Origin of the sequence: Vibrio sp. SCSIO 43155 (assembly GCF_023716605.1) — a bacterium.
Lineage (GTDB): Bacteria > Pseudomonadota > Gammaproteobacteria > Enterobacterales > Vibrionaceae > Vibrio > Vibrio harveyi.
The window spans coordinates 2,193,116-2,209,358 of the sequence record NZ_CP071852.1 but is presented as its reverse complement, the minus strand read 5'-3'; the positions used below and the strand labels follow the sequence as shown (position 1 = coordinate 2,209,358).

The following is a 16,243-nucleotide window of genomic DNA, read 5'->3' as shown; positions in this document are numbered from 1 at the left end:
ACCATGATTAGGAGACGGCATGCCTCGTTTTATTCAAATTCTACAAATAGTCCTTGCGGTTGTGATCGGTAGCTTTGTGGGCTACGACTTGATCCTTCACGGCATCAGTATCTTCGATGAAAAATACGTCACCATCACTTGTGTCTTGTGGTTGATTTTGGAGATTGCACTGTTTGTTATCTACAAGCTTATCGAAGACGATTAGAGTGTAAACTGGTTATCAAGATCCCCGAAGCCTCTGAAATTCTCAGAGGCTTTTGCGTTTTTAAACGTCAGATTTTGCCGTGAATACTTTGTTCATCTTTGATTAAGGTTGGTAAAATTACACTGCGTAGCAGAAATTGATGAGATAAATAAAAAGTATGAAAAGAATAACGCAAGAAGTGAATGACTTTATCAGCCGTGGTATGGACACCAATGTCCGAATCGCCGTGACTGGGTTATCTCGAGCGGGGAAAACCGCCTTTATTACTTCTTTAGTCAATCAACTGCTGCACACTGCGACACACGATAATTTGCCACTGCTTAATGCGGCCCGTGATAAGCGCCTGATTGGCGCTAAACGTGAACCACAAACGAACATGATGGTGCCACGTTTTGCCTATGATGAGGCAATGAGTCAAATTCATGCTACACCTCCCCAATGGCCGGTGCCGACTCGTGACGTGAGCGAAATTCGTCTTGCACTCAAATATAAACCGAACAAAACCACTAAAAAGCTGCTGAGCAAAACCGCGGTATTGAACGTCGATATCATTGACTACCCGGGTGAGTGGCTTCTTGATTTACCTTTGCTTGATATGGATTTTGCAAGCTGGTCTCGTACCCAGTTTGATGCGCTAAAAGGTCAGCGTCTTGAGCTTGCCAACCCTTGGTTAGAGGCGCTTGATTCGGTGGATTTGAATGCAGAAGCCAGTGAAAAACAGCTTGAGCAGGTTGCTAACGCATACACAGATTATTTGCATGCTTGTAAAGACTCAGGGCTACACTGGGTGCAACCTGGTCGATTTGTTTTACCGGGTGAGCTTGCTGGTGCGCCAGTGCTGCAGTTTTTCCCGTGTCGAGTTGACGAAGGGGTAAAGCCTTCTAAAGGCAGTAACCTCGCGATGCTAGAAGCGCGTTACCATGAATACCAGCAAAAGGTCGTCAAAGCGTTTTACAAACATCATTTTGCTACTTTCGATCGACAGATCGTACTGGTCGACTGCTTGCAGCCACTTAATGCGGGTGATGAAGCTTTTTATGATATGCGCCAAGCGCTTGAACAGATCATGCATAGCTTCCGGTATGGGCGCAGTAGCTTCTTGCGTCGTTTGTTCTCACCAAAGATCGACAGAGTTCTGTTTGCTGCGACGAAAGCGGATCACGTGACCCCAGATCAGCACCCTCACTTAGTGTCATTGTTACAGCAAATGGTCCACCCAGCATGGCAAACCGCAGCGTACGAGAACATTGAAATGAGCTGCATGAGCATTGCGTCGATTCAAGCGACCATGTCAGGCTTTATTGCCTCCGGAGATAAAACCGTCCCCGCGCTGCAAGGCACGACGTTAAAAGGGGAGCCAATGACGATGTTCCCGGGAGAAGTCCCTAAGAAGCTGCCGAATACCGCTTATTGGCAAAACAGTGGCTTTGATTTTACTTCTTTCCGTCCAATGCCTTCAGAAACGGATGAGCCGATGAAACACATTCGCCTAGACAAAGCATTGGAATACCTATTGGGAGACAAATTGAAATGAGTGAACTAAAACAAAAACAAGTCTTCTCAGAAAAAGTGATGCAAAGTGATCAAGAGAGTGTTTCTCCTGAGTTGACGGCTCAAAAGACGTTTTCAGAAAAAGAAACCTTCGTACCTGTGGCGATTGAAGAGCAACAGGATGAAACAGAACAAGAGTTACAGCTTGAACATGTCATTCGCCCGAGAGTGGGTCGCAAATGGCTGACAACGGGGCTCTTTGCAACCTTTGCCGGTTTAGTTGGTTGGCAGACGGTCGATTCTGTCGTTACCGCAGTACAAACTGCTGATTGGCTTGCTCTTGGCTGGGCTGGCTTTATCACCACTATCGCTTCTTTTGGTTTGGGTGCACTAGGCAAAGAGCTATGGAAGCTGCGTAAACTTCGCAATCATTTTAGTGTGCAGGAAGAAAGCGAAGGGCTTATTGATAGCCAAAGCGTCGGTAAGGGCAAAGCCTTTTGTGAAAAAGTGGCGGAGCAAAGCGGCGTGTTGGCAGAAAACCCGGGGTTTGATCGTTGGAAAAACAGCGTAAACCCAGCTCATAGTGATGCCGAAATTCTAGATATGTATGATTCCATGGTTGTGAGTCAGCAAGACAAGCTCGCAACCAAAATTGTTTCGCAACATGCAACTGAATCTGCCGCGTTGGTGGCTGTGAGCCCATTAGCAGCCGCTGATATGTTGCTGGTGGCATGGCGTAACTTCAAAATGATCGACAATCTTTCGAAGGTGTATGGCGTTGAGCTGGGGTATGCTTCACGCATCAAACTGCTACGTGCAGTGTTCGTTAACATGGCAGCAGCAGGTGCCAGTGAGCTCGCGATTGATGCCAGTATGGATCTGATGTCGATGGATTTAGCTGGAAAAGTCTCTGCGCGAGCAGGGCAGGGTTTGGGTGTGGGTATTTTGACTGCGCGCCTAGGGCTCAAATCGATGGCACTGCTTCGTCCATTACCTTGGTATCCGGAGCGTCAGGTGAAACTAGGTGCGATTCGCAAAGAAGTGGTGGCGAAAGTTGCATCAATCACGATGAAACCGTAATCAATGTCACCTTTGACGGTGAGGATTACTTGACGCCATTCCAAGCTTGGTAGAAACTACTGTCAACTTTTCCTGACAGTTGTGATTTGGGATATTTTCAGTGCGTCTTGAAGTCTTTTGTGAAGATAGACTCGGTCTTACCCGAGAACTGCTCGATATTTTAGCGTCTAAAAGCATCGATTTACGTGGTATCGAAATTGATATTAGTGGCATCATTTACCTAAACTGCCCTGATATTGATTTTGATACCTTTAGCGAACTAATGGCAGAAATCCGCCGTATACCGGGGGTCAAAGACGTACGTAAAATCCAATTTATGCCAATGGAGCGCCACAATACTGAGTTGCTCTCTTTGGTAGATAATCTTCCAGATCCTGTCTTTGCCATCGACCTCAAAGGTGCGGTAGATATGGCGAACATGTCAGCATTGTCTCTACTTGGTCAGCACAAACAAGATGTGATTGGCACTCAAATCGGAGTTTTGTTACCGAGTGTTCGTTTTTCTCGTTGGTCGGAAGGCGTTAATGCCCGCACTCGTGAAAGCTTAGTGATTGATGGTTTGGACTACATTCTTGAGTTGATGCCTGTCTACATTAAAGACGAAGCGCAAAACTCAACTCTTGCTAGTACGTTGATGACTATTCGCTCTAGCCAGCAAGGTGTGCAGATAGAAGAAACTCTGCCATTGCATAACCAGTTAGGATTCGAGCATTTTGTTGGTTTATCGAATCGCCATAAGGCGTTGATGAACCAAGCAAAAAAACTGTCAGTGCTTGACCAACCCCTATTGATTGAGGGTGAAACTGGTACTGGCAAAGAAATGCTGGCAAAAGCATGTCATAGCCGATCTGGACGCGCGAGCAAGCCATTTATGGTGCTGAGTTGTGCGTCGATGCCGGACGATGTTGCGGAGACCGAGTTATTTGGTCATGCACCTGGCTCGTTTAATCATGAGCAAGGGCATAAAGGTATTTTTGAGCAAGCCAACGGCGGCACCGTTTTTCTCGATGAGATAGGCGAGATGAGTGCGCACTTGCAAATCAAACTACTTCGCTTTTTACAAGATGGAAACTTCCGTCGTGTTGGTGCAGAAGATGAGATGCATGTTGATGTGCGTATTATTGCCTCAACCAAGCACAACCTAGCCGAACTTGCCGAAGCAGGTAAGTTCCGTGAAGATTTGTATTATCGTCTCAACGTTCTAACGTTGAACATCCCGCCGCTGCGTAAACGCTCGAACGATGTTGCACCATTGCTGGATTTGTTTGTCACAAAACATGCTCAGCAGCTTGGTATCGATAAACCAGAACTCGATAATGAACTTGTTGATGCGTTAGCAAATTACCAGTGGCCCGGTAACATGCGTCAGTTAGATAACATGGTGCTTCGCGCGCTGACTGAGATGGAAGGTCATTTGCTAAAAGCGGATAACTTTAATCTGCCTCAACCGCAAGCAATGGGCGGAGGTAGCGCAACCTTGAACCTTGATGGATCATTGGATGAGATCATGCGTGATTACGAATCGCAGATTTTAGAGCGTTTGTATCAATCTTTCCCATCAAGCCGTAAGCTCGCCAAGCGATTGAATGTCTCTCATACCTCTATCGCGAACAAATTGCGTGATTATGGTATTCGTAAAAGCTAGGGTATTCGTACAAACTGGGCTATCCGAAAATTAATCCGAAATTAAATGGAAGTTGTCATTCGTAATGGAAGATAAAAGCTCCTCAATCGCCGTTCACAAGTTGGACGGCGACTTGCTTCTACGTACCGCAGAAATTGGTGATGCCGATATGATTGCGGTATATTTTCAGACAAACCGAGAGTATTTAGCGCCTTTTGAGCCAAAACGTGAAGAGGCATTTTACTCTGTCAACGGCTGGCTACAAAAGTTGATAAAACTGAACGAGCTGCATAGATTGGGGTTGGGCTACTACTGCCTACTCGTTCATGCTGAATCAGGTAAAATGCTCGGGACGCTCTCTTTCAGTAACCTGACCCGTTTCCCATTTTATGCCTGTAATGTGGGTTACTCTCTTGCTGAAGATGCGCAAGGAAATGGCTATATGCGCCGCGCGTTGAAAATGGCATGCGACTATATGTTTGATGTACAAAAGTTACATCGCATTCAAGCTGGCTACATGCCGCATAACACGCGAAGTGAAGCTGTTTTGCAACATGTCGGATTTGAAAGAGAAGGTTACGCAAAGGATTATTTGTTGATCAACGGTGAGTGGCAAGATCATGTGCTGACATCGCTGACTAACCCGAATTGGAATGCAGAGGCTCGATAGATGGAAAGGCTGGAAAAGCAGTTAGCGCTTTTGATAGAACTAGACCAACTGAAAAGCGTACTTCGACGCACTCGAGTAAAAAGCGCTGATGGACGTCTGGAAAATAGCGGTGAGCACAGCTGGCACGTTGCGCTAATGGCTGTTTTAATGCAAGAGCACGCTAATGCTCCAGTTGATATTGCGCGTGTGATGAAAATGCTGCTTATTCATGATGTGGTAGAGATCGACGCGGGCGATACCTTTGTTTATGATGTTGCAGCGTCTAAAGAGCAAGAAGAGAAAGAGTTCAGAGCGGTTCAGCGTTTGTTTGGTATGTTACCAAGCGATCAAGGTGAAGAACTGCTCGCTCTGTGGCATGAATTTGAAGCCGCGCAAAGTAATGATGCTAAATACGCTAAGGCGTTAGACCGCCTTATTCCAATGTTGCTCAACTACCACAATGATGGTCAAAGTTGGAAAGAAAATGGGGTGACGCAAGAGCAAGCGTTAACCATCAATAAAAGAATTGAATTTGGCTCTGTCACATTATGGGACAAGGCTAAAGAACTGATTGAAGATGCCACCGAGAACGGTTGGTTGAAGTCGTAAGAAAGGAGACTGAATGTCTTATTTGCCTTTGGATGAATACCAAAGAAAATGGATTTTTACTCACCAGTCAATGCCAGTGCCGGAAGAAGACCTAGAGTTTATCAAGCCAATGAGTCAAGCTCGCGCCGCGCAGTTCTGGAAAGAGAACATCAGTGCGCAAAGCCCTGATGCAGATCGTTTGAGCTCATCAGACTGGCCAATGAAAGAGTCTAACTGGTCACAAGAAGTCGATTGGATGGCTGCTTGGGAAGCTGATGAACCTGAACTTCCAGAAGAAGTGGCGACGTTTATTGACTGGCAAGATGATGTAACCGTGTACTTTTGCTATGAGAAATACAACGTGATTGAGACGAAGTGGTCAACGTTTAAAAAACACTGGAAGAATTTCTTGTTCTACGACGATGGTCCGATTTTGATTGGTCGTCGCCGCGCTCAAGCTCTGTGGTTTGACTCCAAAGGAAACGTCAAGCTAGGAGAGCGCCACTAGCACGACTTTCGCACATAAATGGCTAAAGCCACCGATGTTTTACTCGGTGGCTTTTGTTTTTTATAGGCTCGATAAAGGGCTCAATACGCCGCCAGCACCTCGCTCGATTACATGCGTGTATATTTGTGTGGTTTTTACATCGGAATGCCCAAGCTGTTCCTGAACCGTGCGTATATCTGCACCGGACTCGAGTAAGTGCGTCGCAAAGCTGTGTCTGAGCGTGTGGCAAGTGACTGACTTTTCTATGCTTGCATCTTTTGCGGCTCGCTTCACTGCTCTTTGTATCGCGCTTTCATTGATATGGTGACGCCTAAGCTCTCCTGTTTCGTTGTCGACATTTAACTTGGTGGAAGGGAAGAGGAAGTGCCAATTAAAATCTAGCTCGGCTCCAGGATATTTTCGACTTAAGCCATCGGCTATATTTACACCCGCATAACCTGCCACATGACGATCTTTTTGGTAATAATCTCTTGCCAAGTTTACTTGTGCTTTTAATGGTTCATGTAACTCTTTTGCCAGTGTCACTGTCCGGTTCTTGCCCCCCTTTCCTTGCCAAACTCTGATTGCTCCATAATCGTAATCGATATCTTGAATCCGCAATCGGAGACATTCCATGACTCGAAGCCCTGAACCATATAACAATTGAATATGGAGTTTATATCGTGGATCAATATGTCGAACAAAGCGGCGTACTTCATTCCTTGTTAACACCACTGGCAATTTCATTTCAGCCACTGACTTTTGAAATCGCATGTTTAATGAAAGTGGCATTTGAAAGTATTCACGGTATAAAAAAGAGATAGCATTTAATGCGAGAGCCTGCGTTTTTACTGCCACTTTTTCTTCAATCGCGAGGTGGCTAAGAAAGCCTTCAACATCATCTTCAGAAAGTTTCGAAGGGTGGGCTAGCTGGTGGAAATGTATGTATCGCTTTATCCAAAATAGGTAGGCTTCTATGGTCTTCTTGGCATAGTGACGTGAGATCATATGCTCTTTCACGCTGAGTAAAAACTGATTTTTCATTGTTTAATTTTAACTGGTTATTTATACAGGTTTCTTAAATTAGCGTGCTTAAACGAATTAGGCACGCCTGCGCAGTCTAATTGCGTGGTTGAGCACACAGATTCATACTGATTTTCTATTTTTTTCATGCAGATAAGTGCTAGCATGCATACTTTCTTTTGCATGAAAGAAGGCGGTAGCGTGCCTGAAAGATGGCTTAGAGCCGTATAGAAAGCGTTATGCGTAAAGCGGTATGTAACACCTACAAAAAATGGATGGTTAGTATGGAGTTTGATGTTATTTCTCAGGGTGTAGACTCAGAACAAGCGTTGATTTATATGTGGGAAATTTACGATAACAATGATGTTCTTGTTGGAAGGTATGTCGGTAAAGCGAAAAATGGCGCTAGACGTCCTTTGAAACACTACAAAAGGAATGTCGAACGATTGTTAAAAGGACGACCGTATCGTAAATCAAACCCTGATGGATATCGCGTTGTGCATAAGGTGTTAGCTGAAGCAGTGGATAAAGAGCAAATTATAAAGCTGTACTTTCTAACAAATATCGACGATGGAGACGATATCAATCAGGTAGAGCAGGCAATGATTAGTAAATACGATTGCAAAGGTTCAAAATCTTGGCAGTTAAATGGCTAGAATTTACGCATAACAAACTGTTTAAGAGTGATTCGCAACGCGTGGCATTTTTATTATGCGTTCGTTTTAGTGTTTAAGGTGGTATGCGGCGGCTTCGGTATGGCGTTGCTCACACCTTAACAGGGCGTTATACAAATACAGGGATGAAAATGGAAATTACAGTTAAGAAAATATCGAAAAGGTCTCTTTTCAAAATGCTTTTTATCGGCTTTAGCTTAAGCTTCTTTGTTTTCTTTTTAATGTGTGGCATCGCATCCATATTTGGTGCGGAGACTGTAAAGTGGGAAGAAACACCAGTAACGGGTGTATCAGGTCTGTTACTAGCATTAGCAATGTGGCCAATATTTAGTTTTTTCCTAGCGTTGTTTATGTGGTGCTTTGTAGCATTTGGTTTGTGGATTTACTCTTTAGCTAAACCTCTTAACCTAGTCTTTAAAGAGACCGCAGAATCCAATTAACCATTTGTATAACAAACTGTTCAAGAGGGATTCGCAACGCGTGGCACTTTCACTATGCGTTGGTTTAAGTGATTAAGGTGGTGTGCGGTGGCTTCGGTATTGCGTTGCTCACCCCTTAACAGGGCGTTAGTACGGGTTTGACATCAAAGGTCATAAGTTTTGGTGTTTATCTGTTTTGGCGCTCGTCTTTACACCTTAAAGTTAGTGCCTTTCACGTTCTTTCCGGTGGCACTATATGCTGAGTATTCGCTTTGATTTCACCGTTTACGGTTTTTAACTCTTAGTCTATTTCTTTGACGCTTCTTCTTTTTCATGGTTTTTACTAAGTCAGAATTGTCTTTCTTTGGCGTTGCCGTCGAAGTGCGAGGATCGAATCCTTTTTTAATTTGAAGCCAATAAAAGTAGGGGAGTTCAGTACGTTTTTCTTCTAGCCAACGTTCGTCTTCCCGACGGGGTAAAGTTTTGTAGCTACCCGTCTCACTTCAGTGTTCAAAGCCTTTCATATCATCTCAGTTTTCAATATCTTGGAGCGCATAAATAGAAGTAGCGCATGTACTAACAAATTGCTTAAGAGTGATTCGTAACGCGTGGCATTTTTACTTTGCGGTGGCTTATGTTATTAAGGCGCTGTGCGGTAGCTTTTGTATTGCGTTACTCACACCTTAGCAAGGCGTTAGCTTTTTAACGAGTGAGAATTTACATTGGAAGTAATAATGAAACTGACAGCACTTTTTAACTTACTTATTAAATACAGATTTATAGTTGTAGCTGCAATAGTAATAATAATATTTACATTTTTTAGCTATTGGTTTACTGGCTTTTTGATTGACGGTGATTACCTTACAAAGTATCAAGAGCTTGAACCATTTGTTAAAGAACTAGTATCAGTAGAGGATTGGTGGCTTGAAACTTTGGTAGGTGGCTGTGTACCCATGTTTCTGGTTTATGGCATTCAATTTTATCTACTCAAGTTTGATTTCGAGCCAGAAAAAAGGGATTTTATTTTTTCTGCTCTGCCATTCATACCAAAATTGAAATGGCTTACGAATAAACCAATTGTTTTTATGCTAGGTACTAGTTCCACATTTCTTGGAGTAGTGTTGTATATTGGTTTGGAGGGAAATACTAAATATCTAGCAGCATTATTAATACCAGCATTACTCTTTGCATTTACCTTTATGTTGAGAAGTGCATCATCACAGATATCATCAGGTAAAGGGTTTTCTAAATTCACTCACAACAATTGTGTATCTATAGGCTGGTTCTGTATTATTTTATCTTTTTCTTGTTGGGTTTATGCAGACGTTGTTTTGCCATTTGCAGATGCTCTTAAGCTTTGGGGCGAGCTAAACAAAAGCTAACAAACTGTTTAAGAGTGATTCGCAACGCGTGGCATTTTTACTATGCGGTGGTTTTAGTGTTTAAGGTGGTATGCGGCAGCTTCGGTATTGCGTTGCTCACACCTTAACAGGGCGTTAGGCAATAGAGGTTAAAATGAGTATTAGCGACGTAAAAGACTTGTTTCAGATGTTTGGAGTTTTTGGTATCGGAGCAATCATAGGCGCTGGTTTTCTCTTTTTTATATTGAAGTCATACTTGCCTTCCTATTTTTCAGAAAAAGCAAAAAATCTAGCGACCAAAGAAGATATTGGTGAAATTACTAGCGAGGTTGAAGAAGTAAAATCTGGTTATGCAGAGATGCTTGAAGAAGTTAGAAGTAATCACCAACTGAGGTTAGCTTCAATTGAGAGAGAAAAGCTTCTTAAGAAAGAAGTATACCTCAATAGCGTAGAGGCTTTGACTAAATATCAGGGATCTTTGGCTGTTATGGCTAACCTGGATATACCAAATCAAATAATAGCGGATTCCTTTTCTGAGAATGCTGCTCAGATTACCAAGATCACTTTGGTTGGCACGGAGGAAACGGTAAAGAACTTAACTAACTTTACTGGAGAAGTCGGGGCTGCATATATGAGTCTTTTTCTTGAGCGAGGTGTGTTAATGAACCGAAAGGTTCACATAGAGTTCTTAGAAACTTGCAGGAAAAAACACAACGATGAAATCGAACGCTGTCTAACGATAATGAAAAACATGAATCTAGATGGCATTGTAGAAGAAGGTGCATGGGAACGCATAAATAGAGCCTTCGAGAATGAAAGTAAGTATCGAGATCAAGTCACATCCAAAATTGACGCTAACTGGGCTGTCCAAAATGAAGAGCATTTTAAGTTTACTAAGCGTTGTATGTCAGAGTTCTTTCGGGTTAATGATTTGACTCCACATATACTGCTTTCTGTGCGTAAAGAACTCGACCTTGAGTTAGACGAAAGTGAGTATCTTAAAATCCATGCAGATAATTTGGAAAAAGGTCGTATAGTTTTTGAAACGTTTATGAGCAATTTGCAATCTATTGCCTAACAAACTGTTTAAGAGTGATTCGCAACGCGTGGCATTTTTACTATGCGTTGCGTTTAGTGTTTAAGGTGGTATGCGGCGGCTCAGGTATTGCGTTGCTCACACCTTAACAGGGCGTTAGTTCCCCAGAGGAAGTAATCAATTCGTAGGGAATTTTTGTTTCTGGTGGAGTACACGCATAACTCTGATGATATCGCCCTCGACCCAATAAGAGATAATCATCGAAATCTCAGGAATAATGAGCAATCGTCCGCGGATGCCATCTCGTTGTACACCCATTAAAGGTTGTTCAAGCAAGTTTTCTACTTTTGCTTCAATGAGGTTGTCAGTTTTTTCTGCCGCATCAGGGTTGAAGTCATAGAGAAACTCGAAGATCTTTTCACGATCATTAAGTGACTCTTCTTCCCATAAAATCATTGCTTACCTAGATTACGGATTCTGGCTTTGCGCTCTTCCATTCGAGACTTAGCAGTTTGGTGCTCAACGAAAACAGATTTTCCTGAGTCAAACTTCTCAAATGCTAGGTTTACTTGTTCAGTTAGCCATGCATCGTGAGATAATGTTTTTCTTTGTTGTTCAGCGAGTTGCTCAGTAAGTTCGCGGCAAGCATCACTTAGAGTTCGACCTTGGCTCTCAGCCATTTGTTGAGCTAGGCGTTTTGTTTCTTCATCAACACGAAATTGAATTCTAGTGTCCATGATATATTCCTTTGTTGGTGTGTGTACAAATGTTAGCACTAGGCTTTAAGATGGGCAACTAACAAACAATTTAAGAGTGATTCGGCACGCGTGGCATTTTTACTATGCGTTGGTTTTAGTGATTAAGGTGGTATGCGGGAGCATCGTATTGTGTGCCTCACACCTTAATTGGGCGTTAGTACGGGTTTGATATCAAAGGTTATAAGTTTTGGTGTTAATCTGTTTTGGCGCTCGTCTTTACACCTTAAAGTTAATGCCTTTCACGTTCTTTCCGGTGGCACTATATGCGGAGTGTTCGCTTTGATTTCACCGTTTACGGTTTCTAACTCTTAGCCTATTTCTTTGGCGCCTTTTCGCTTCCGCTGTACTTCCGAAGTGAATCCTATCTTTCTTTGAGTGTTGCCATCAAAGTGCGAGGATCGAATCCTTTTCTAATTTGAAGTGAGTGAAAGTAGGGGCGTTCAGTGCGTTTTTCTTCTAGCCAACTTTCGTCTCTCAATGACGGTAAAGTTTTGTAGCTGCCCGTCTCACTTCAGTGTTCAAAGCCTTTCATATCATGCCACTTTTCAATATCTTGGAGTCCATAAATAGAAGTAGCGCATGTACTAACAAATTGCTTAAGAGTGATTCGTAACGCGTGGCATTTTTACTTTGCGGTGGCTTATGTGATTAAGGCGTCGTGCGGTAGCTTTTGTATTGCGTTACTCACACCTTAGCAAGGCGTTATGTGAACAAAACTGAGATTGATGTCGAGTTTATGAAAATATGATGCTCGACAGTTTCTGAGCTGGAACAAATACTATTTCAAATCATAAACTTGGAGCGTGAGCATTGTGAGGTTTGTTTTAGTTGCACTAACACTGAACCATTTCATTTACTTATATTTCGAGCACTTTATCGACGGTGTAATGAGTAATCCTAGTGAAACTGGTCAAGCTCCTGGGTATGGGATGGTTTACTCATTGTAGCTCTTTCCTTTCCAGCTTTTTCTAGAATTAGTATTTATTGTCGCTTTGTTGTATCAAACTTTGGTAGTTCGTAAATGGAAAGGGAGCATATGGTACTGGTCTCCTTTTATATTAACGTTGCTTTTGATTCTAGATATTGGGTACTGACTTTGCATGTTCACATAACAAATTGTTCAAGAGGGATTCGCAACGCGTGGCATTTTTAATATGCGTTAGTTTTAGTGATTAGGGCGGTATGCGGTAGCATCGGTATTGCGTTGCTCACCCCTTAACAAGGCGTTAGGCATCTTTTCGAACCTAAGGGAGTAGGTATGTCGAAATTATTAGTTTAGTTAACTGCGCTATTCTTTTTACTCTACGGAGCTATCTTTGCTGTGTTCCCTGTAGACATGGCAAACTTAATTACAGGCTCAAGCCCCAATTCTACCTCAGCAAGTATTGATTTTAGGGCTACGTATGGTGGTGCCCAGTTTGCAATCGGTCTTGCTTTGATACTCGTCCTCAAGATTAAGCAAGATGTCACTTTAGCTTTAATCATTGTAGCTATTACATTGTTATCTATGGCATTTGGTCGTCTAATTGGTATCTTGTTTGACGGTCAACCTAATACACTAATGTATGTTTATTTAGTTGCGGAGTTAGTTTTTGGGTTATTAGCTCTATACCTGACAAAGTCAGAGGCACCGGTAGCCAATGCCTAACAAACTGTTCAAGAGGGATTCGCAACGCGTGGCATTTTCACTATGCGTTGGTTTTATTGTTTAAGGTGGTATGCGGCAGCTTTTGTATTGCGTTGCTCACCCCTTAACAGGGCGTTAGTCGCCAGAAAAAGCTAGTAATCAAAATCATGTTTCTAAGCTCAAAATCTGGCAGTTGCTTGTTTAGCGCACAAGTTCATCGTCGATGGTCAAAACTCAGTTTCTGTTGTTTTAAGCCTAAAGTTTGGCAAGTGTCCTAGCGGTTGTTTTGTTCTTTGGCGCTGACAGAACAGGGCAATCGAGAGTCTATTTTTGCCTGCAACTCCGCTCGGTGAGTTTGTTGGTACAAAAGCCGATTTACTCGCTGAAGTGACTTTTTCTCTGGTGTGGTAAGTTCCACGTGGTTTCAGTGACTTTGTTGAAAGTCCGCACTGTGAGATTGGCTTTCCAAAAGCGCTTTTTGGTGTTGTCAGTCCGTTTTCTACGGCGTTGTTTGTTCTAAGTGGTTTCATTGAGTAGCCGCTTTGAGACTACGCCTGACTTAAATGCATCAAAGCACATAAAGTTTGTTGTTCGCAAAGTTTAGTTCGGCTTAAAATTGTCGCTCGGTGCCTCGCGACTAACAAACTGCTCAAGAGGGATTCACAACGCGTGGCATTTTTACCATGCGTTGAATTTAGTGATTAAGGTGGTATGCAGCGGCATCGGTATTGTGTTGCTCACCCCTTAGCAGGGCGTTATATGAATAAGGGAGTTTTATGTCTCAAGCAAGAAAAGAGTTTGAATTAGCTATCTCTGATTCGGAGGAGCTAATCACGTGTTATGACTTAATGAATAATTGTGAAAACAAATATCAGCCTCCTGAAGCTCTAAAAAGGGCGACCTTAATAATGACATTGACGGCTTGGGAAACATATGTCGAAGATATAGCATCTGAGTTAATCGCTGCTAAGTATGGAATGATAATGGGTTCTCAGGTTGGAAATATTATTGAGAATCGCCTTAATGATCACTTAAAGACCTTTCATAATCCAGACTCCAGCAAAACTAGAAATTTATTTCAAGAGTTCTTTGGTATTGATGTTACTGAAAGCTGGGTGTTTGGAAATTATCATACGGCAAAAGACACTAGGTCTGCATTGAATACATGGCTGCGTAAGCGTGGTGAAGCTGTTCATAGAGCGCAAATTGATAAACAGTTGCCACATATTGTAAGGCGCGATGAACTTGATAAGTGTATTCGTTTTTTTAGGGACTTAGTTGAAGCCACTGATAACAAGCTATCGGAAATCTAATTCATATAACAAACTGTTTAAGAGTGATTCGCAACGCGTGGCATTTTTACTATGCGTTGTGTTTAGTGTTTAAGGTGGTATGCGGTGACTTCGGTATTGCGTTGCTCACACCTTAACAGGGCGTTATGTGCAGCGGGAGGTTGTATGACAAAAAAGGAAGAGCTAAGTAAACTTGAATACAAGATGTTCAGCCAGGCAATGCGTGGATTTCACGAACCAGAAGGTTCTATCGCTAGGATATTGACTATTCACCTGATAACAGAGGCGGTCTTAGAGAAAATCATAGGTTTAATATTAGATAGGCACGCTTCAGCGGTTCTGAGTGTCAGCCTCTCATATAGACAGAAATTAGAGCTATGCTCTAAGTTACAATTTGAAGATGGCGAGAGGGTTCTCAATAGTTCCGTGGTTGGTTCTCTAAAAAAGCTAAATGTACTACGAAATAACCTAGCGCATAATTTGGATCATGAAGTCACCAAGGAAGAGCTACTTTCTGTGTTCTACGTCATAGAGCCCAACATCCCCGACGAAGTGTTATCATCTGATTTAGAGGTAATTGTAAAGTCATATCATGCCCATATATTTCCTTTGATGTTTGGTCGGAAAGTAAACACATAACAAACTGTTTAAGAGTGATTCGCAACGCGTGGCATTTTTACCATGCCTTTGGTTTAGTGGTTAAGGTGGTATGCGTGAGCTTCGGTATAGCGTTGCTCACACCTTAACAGGGCGTTATACAAATACAGGGATGAAAATGGAAATTACAGTTAAGAAAATATCGAAAAGGTCTCTTTTCAAAATGCTTTTTATCGGCTTTAGCTTAAGCTTCTTTGTTTTCTTTTTAATGTGTGGCATCGCATCCATATTTGGTGCGGAGACTGTAAAGTGGGAAGAAACACCAGTAACGGGTGTATCAGGTCTGTTACTAGCATTAGCAATGTGGCCAATATTTAGTTTTTTCCTAGCGTTGTTTATGTGGTGCTTTGTAGCATTTGGTTTGTGGATTTACTCTTTAGCTAAACCTCTTAACCTAGTCTTTAAAGAGACCGCAGAATCCAATTAACCATTTGTATAACAAACTGTTCAAGAGGGATTCGCAACGCGTGGCACTTTCACTATGCGTTGGTTTAAGTGATTAAGGTGGTGTGCGGTGGCTTCGGTATTGCGTTGCTCACCCCTTAACAGGGCGTTATGTGAATGGCGAAAAATCACAGAATCTAATCTCTAACTTCTTGCTACAACTCATATTTACAGCAGCTCCAATTCGGTAAAATGCTCGAATATATTAGTCGTAGTCTGGTGAGTTATGATCGCAGTAATTTTTGAAGTACAGGTAGCAGAGGGTAAAACCTCTGAATATCTAGATATTGCAAGTGAACTAAAACCGCTGCTATCAGATATTGATGGTTTTATCTCAATCGAACGTTTCCAAAGTCTAACAAATGACAGCAAGGTTCTATCTTTGTCATTTTGGCGTGACGAAGAAGCAATTCAAGATTGGCGCAATCTAGAATCTCATCGATTTGCTCAATTAAAAGGTCGTAGTGGTGTTTTTGAAAGCTACAGACTCAGAGTTGCGGGTGTCATCAGAGACTATGGCATGGACATACGTTCAGAAGCCCCAAAAGATAGTATCGACGCACACGGCTAAAATTCACATAACAAACTGTTCAAGAGGGATTCGCAACGCGTGGCATTTTTACTATGCGTTGTTTTTAGTGTTTAAGGTGGTATGCGGCGGCTTCGGTATTGCGTTGCTCACCCCTTAACAGGGCGTTAGTACGGGTTTGACATCAAAGGTCATAAGTTTTGGTGTTTATCTGTTTTGGCGTTTGTCTTTACACCTTTCAGTTTGTACCTTTCACGTTCTTTCCAGTGGCACTATATGCGGAGTGTTTGCTTTGATTT

Annotated in this window: 19 protein-coding genes and 1 pseudogene; 16 read left to right on the top strand and 4 right to left on the bottom strand. The window is 42.5% G+C overall.

The window, feature by feature from the left end; all coding sequences use genetic code 11:
* Nucleotides 1-19 precede the first annotated feature (19 nt).
* The 7 genes from J4N44_RS10655 (at nt 20) to J4N44_RS10625 (ending at nt 6,145) form a co-directional block, all read left to right on the top strand.
* Nucleotides 20-205 (top strand): hypothetical protein, encoded by a 186-nt coding sequence (locus J4N44_RS10655; protein ID WP_005433708.1) that lies wholly within the window; start codon nt 20-22, stop codon nt 203-205.
* 157 nt (nt 206-362) lie between these two features.
* A complete protein-coding gene (locus J4N44_RS10650; protein ID WP_005445206.1) occupies nt 363-1,739 on the top strand; it encodes a YcjX family GTP-binding protein in 1,377 nt (458 codons plus the stop codon).
* A complete protein-coding gene (locus J4N44_RS10645) occupies nt 1,736-2,776 on the top strand; it encodes a YcjF family protein (protein ID WP_252044440.1) in 1,041 nt (346 codons plus the stop codon). The genes J4N44_RS10650 and J4N44_RS10645 overlap by 4 nt, the downstream gene beginning before the upstream one ends.
* Nucleotides 2,777-2,876: 100 nt before the next feature.
* Entirely contained in the window at nt 2,877-4,421 is a 1,545-nt protein-coding gene (tyrR, locus tag J4N44_RS10640; protein ID WP_005445211.1) for a transcriptional regulator TyrR, read from the top strand.
* 64 nt (nt 4,422-4,485) lie between these two features.
* Nucleotides 4,486-5,070: a ribosomal protein S5-alanine N-acetyltransferase gene (rimJ, locus tag J4N44_RS10635; protein ID WP_114092757.1), complete on the top strand. Its 585-nt coding sequence runs from the start codon at nt 4,486-4,488 to the stop codon at nt 5,068-5,070.
* Nucleotides 5,071-5,658: an HD domain-containing protein gene (locus J4N44_RS10630; protein WP_252044439.1), complete on the top strand. Its 588-nt coding sequence runs from the start codon at nt 5,071-5,073 to the stop codon at nt 5,656-5,658. It abuts the gene before it with no gap.
* Nucleotides 5,659-5,671: 13 nt separating this feature from the next.
* Nucleotides 5,672-6,145 (top strand): DUF2947 domain-containing protein, encoded by a 474-nt coding sequence (locus tag J4N44_RS10625; protein WP_005445216.1) that lies wholly within the window; start codon nt 5,672-5,674, stop codon nt 6,143-6,145.
* A gap of 60 nt (nt 6,146-6,205) precedes the next feature.
* On the opposite strand, the gene J4N44_RS10620 is transcribed toward J4N44_RS10625, so the two are convergent.
* Nucleotides 6,206-7,168 carry an integron integrase gene (locus tag J4N44_RS10620; RefSeq protein ID WP_074050631.1) on the bottom strand — a complete coding sequence of 321 codons (963 nt, stop codon included), beginning with the start codon at nt 7,166-7,168 and terminating at the stop codon, nt 6,206-6,208.
* 218 nt (nt 7,169-7,386) lie between these two features.
* Here J4N44_RS10620 and J4N44_RS10615 point away from each other — a divergent pair, with 218 nt between their 5' ends.
* The 4 genes from J4N44_RS10615 to J4N44_RS10580 all read left to right on the top strand — a co-directional run bounded on the left by J4N44_RS10615 (nt 7,387) and on the right by J4N44_RS10580 (nt 10,679).
* Complete coding sequence (locus tag J4N44_RS10615; protein WP_230856658.1) at nt 7,387-7,803, top strand: hypothetical protein; 417 nt, start codon at nt 7,387-7,389, stop codon at nt 7,801-7,803.
* 143 nt (nt 7,804-7,946) lie between these two features.
* The gene (locus J4N44_RS10605) at nt 7,947-8,261 is read left to right on the top strand and encodes a hypothetical protein (protein ID WP_171343458.1); all 315 of its coding nucleotides are present in this window, start codon (nt 7,947-7,949) and stop codon (nt 8,259-8,261) included.
* A gap of 713 nt (nt 8,262-8,974) precedes the next feature.
* Nucleotides 8,975-9,622, top strand: a complete 648-nt coding sequence (locus tag J4N44_RS10590) for a hypothetical protein (RefSeq protein WP_252044384.1) — start codon at nt 8,975-8,977, stop codon at nt 9,620-9,622.
* A gap of 133 nt (nt 9,623-9,755) precedes the next feature.
* Nucleotides 9,756-10,679 carry a chromosome partitioning protein ParA gene (locus J4N44_RS10580; RefSeq protein WP_252044436.1) on the top strand — a complete coding sequence of 308 codons (924 nt, stop codon included), beginning with the start codon at nt 9,756-9,758 and terminating at the stop codon, nt 10,677-10,679.
* A 135-nt stretch (nt 10,680-10,814) separates the two neighbouring features.
* Here the strand turns inward: J4N44_RS10580 and J4N44_RS10570 are convergent, their stop codons facing one another.
* The gene (locus J4N44_RS10570; protein WP_252044435.1) at nt 10,815-11,093 is read right to left on the bottom strand and encodes a type II toxin-antitoxin system RelE/ParE family toxin; all 279 of its coding nucleotides are present in this window, start codon (nt 11,091-11,093) and stop codon (nt 10,815-10,817) included.
* Nucleotides 11,090-11,374 (bottom strand): type II toxin-antitoxin system TacA family antitoxin, encoded by a 285-nt coding sequence (locus tag J4N44_RS10565; RefSeq protein WP_252044434.1) that lies wholly within the window; start codon nt 11,372-11,374, stop codon nt 11,090-11,092. The genes J4N44_RS10570 and J4N44_RS10565 overlap by 4 nt, the downstream gene beginning before the upstream one ends.
* A 1,315-nt stretch (nt 11,375-12,689) precedes the next feature.
* Between J4N44_RS10565 and J4N44_RS10545 the strand changes: the two are divergent.
* Nucleotides 12,690-13,043, top strand: a pseudogene (locus J4N44_RS10545) (DUF4345 domain-containing protein); the annotation flags it as partial.
* A 206-nt stretch (nt 13,044-13,249) separates the two neighbouring features.
* Here the strand turns inward: J4N44_RS10545 and J4N44_RS10535 are convergent.
* Entirely contained in the window at nt 13,250-13,552 is a 303-nt protein-coding gene (locus J4N44_RS10535; RefSeq protein WP_252044432.1) for a hypothetical protein, read from the bottom strand.
* Between the two features lie 246 nt (nt 13,553-13,798).
* Here J4N44_RS10535 and J4N44_RS10525 point away from each other — a divergent pair, with 246 nt between their 5' ends.
* The 4 genes from J4N44_RS10525 (at nt 13,799) to J4N44_RS10495 (ending at nt 15,986) form a co-directional block, all read left to right on the top strand.
* Complete coding sequence (locus tag J4N44_RS10525; RefSeq protein ID WP_025543342.1) at nt 13,799-14,335, top strand: HEPN domain-containing protein; 537 nt, start codon at nt 13,799-13,801, stop codon at nt 14,333-14,335.
* Between the two features lie 144 nt (nt 14,336-14,479).
* The gene (locus J4N44_RS10515; protein ID WP_152163195.1) at nt 14,480-14,953 is read left to right on the top strand and encodes a hypothetical protein; all 474 of its coding nucleotides are present in this window, start codon (nt 14,480-14,482) and stop codon (nt 14,951-14,953) included.
* A gap of 130 nt (nt 14,954-15,083) precedes the next feature.
* Nucleotides 15,084-15,398, top strand: coding sequence for a hypothetical protein (locus tag J4N44_RS10505; RefSeq protein ID WP_171343458.1), 315 nt, complete (start codon nt 15,084-15,086; stop codon nt 15,396-15,398).
* A gap of 243 nt (nt 15,399-15,641) precedes the next feature.
* Nucleotides 15,642-15,986, top strand: a complete 345-nt coding sequence (locus J4N44_RS10495; protein ID WP_252044429.1) for an antibiotic biosynthesis monooxygenase family protein — start codon at nt 15,642-15,644, stop codon at nt 15,984-15,986.
* Nucleotides 15,987-16,243 lie beyond the last annotated feature (257 nt).

What these genes read in the sequence shown, in the direction of transcription:
- J4N44_RS10655 (WP_005433708.1), top strand. Translation starts at nt 20, where the DNA reads ATGCCTCGTTTTATTCAAATTCTACAAATAGTCCTTGCGGTTGTGATC.
- J4N44_RS10650 (WP_005445206.1), top strand. Translation starts at nt 363, where the DNA reads ATGAAAAGAATAACGCAAGAAGTGAATGACTTTATCAGCCGTGGTATG.
- J4N44_RS10645 (WP_252044440.1), top strand. Translation starts at nt 1,736, where the DNA reads ATGAGTGAACTAAAACAAAAACAAGTCTTCTCAGAAAAAGTGATGCAA.
- rimJ (WP_114092757.1), top strand. Translation starts at nt 4,486, where the DNA reads ATGGAAGATAAAAGCTCCTCAATCGCCGTTCACAAGTTGGACGGCGAC.
- J4N44_RS10630 (WP_252044439.1), top strand. Translation starts at nt 5,071, where the DNA reads ATGGAAAGGCTGGAAAAGCAGTTAGCGCTTTTGATAGAACTAGACCAA.
- J4N44_RS10625 (WP_005445216.1), top strand. Translation starts at nt 5,672, where the DNA reads ATGTCTTATTTGCCTTTGGATGAATACCAAAGAAAATGGATTTTTACT.
- J4N44_RS10620 (WP_074050631.1), bottom strand. Translation starts at nt 7,168, where the DNA reads ATGAAAAATCAGTTTTTACTCAGCGTGAAAGAGCATATGATCTCACGT.
- J4N44_RS10615 (WP_230856658.1), top strand. Translation starts at nt 7,387, where the DNA reads ATGCGTAAAGCGGTATGTAACACCTACAAAAAATGGATGGTTAGTATG.
- J4N44_RS10605 (WP_171343458.1), top strand. Translation starts at nt 7,947, where the DNA reads ATGAAAATGGAAATTACAGTTAAGAAAATATCGAAAAGGTCTCTTTTC.
- J4N44_RS10590 (WP_252044384.1), top strand. Translation starts at nt 8,975, where the DNA reads ATGAAACTGACAGCACTTTTTAACTTACTTATTAAATACAGATTTATA.
- J4N44_RS10580 (WP_252044436.1), top strand. Translation starts at nt 9,756, where the DNA reads ATGAGTATTAGCGACGTAAAAGACTTGTTTCAGATGTTTGGAGTTTTT.
- J4N44_RS10570 (WP_252044435.1), bottom strand. Translation starts at nt 11,093, where the DNA reads ATGATTTTATGGGAAGAAGAGTCACTTAATGATCGTGAAAAGATCTTC.
- J4N44_RS10565 (WP_252044434.1), bottom strand. Translation starts at nt 11,374, where the DNA reads ATGGACACTAGAATTCAATTTCGTGTTGATGAAGAAACAAAACGCCTA.
- J4N44_RS10535 (WP_252044432.1), bottom strand. Translation starts at nt 13,552, where the DNA reads ATGAAACCACTTAGAACAAACAACGCCGTAGAAAACGGACTGACAACA.
- J4N44_RS10525 (WP_025543342.1), top strand. Translation starts at nt 13,799, where the DNA reads ATGTCTCAAGCAAGAAAAGAGTTTGAATTAGCTATCTCTGATTCGGAG.
- J4N44_RS10515 (WP_152163195.1), top strand. Translation starts at nt 14,480, where the DNA reads ATGACAAAAAAGGAAGAGCTAAGTAAACTTGAATACAAGATGTTCAGC.
- J4N44_RS10505 (WP_171343458.1), top strand. Translation starts at nt 15,084, where the DNA reads ATGAAAATGGAAATTACAGTTAAGAAAATATCGAAAAGGTCTCTTTTC.
- J4N44_RS10495 (WP_252044429.1), top strand. Translation starts at nt 15,642, where the DNA reads ATGATCGCAGTAATTTTTGAAGTACAGGTAGCAGAGGGTAAAACCTCT.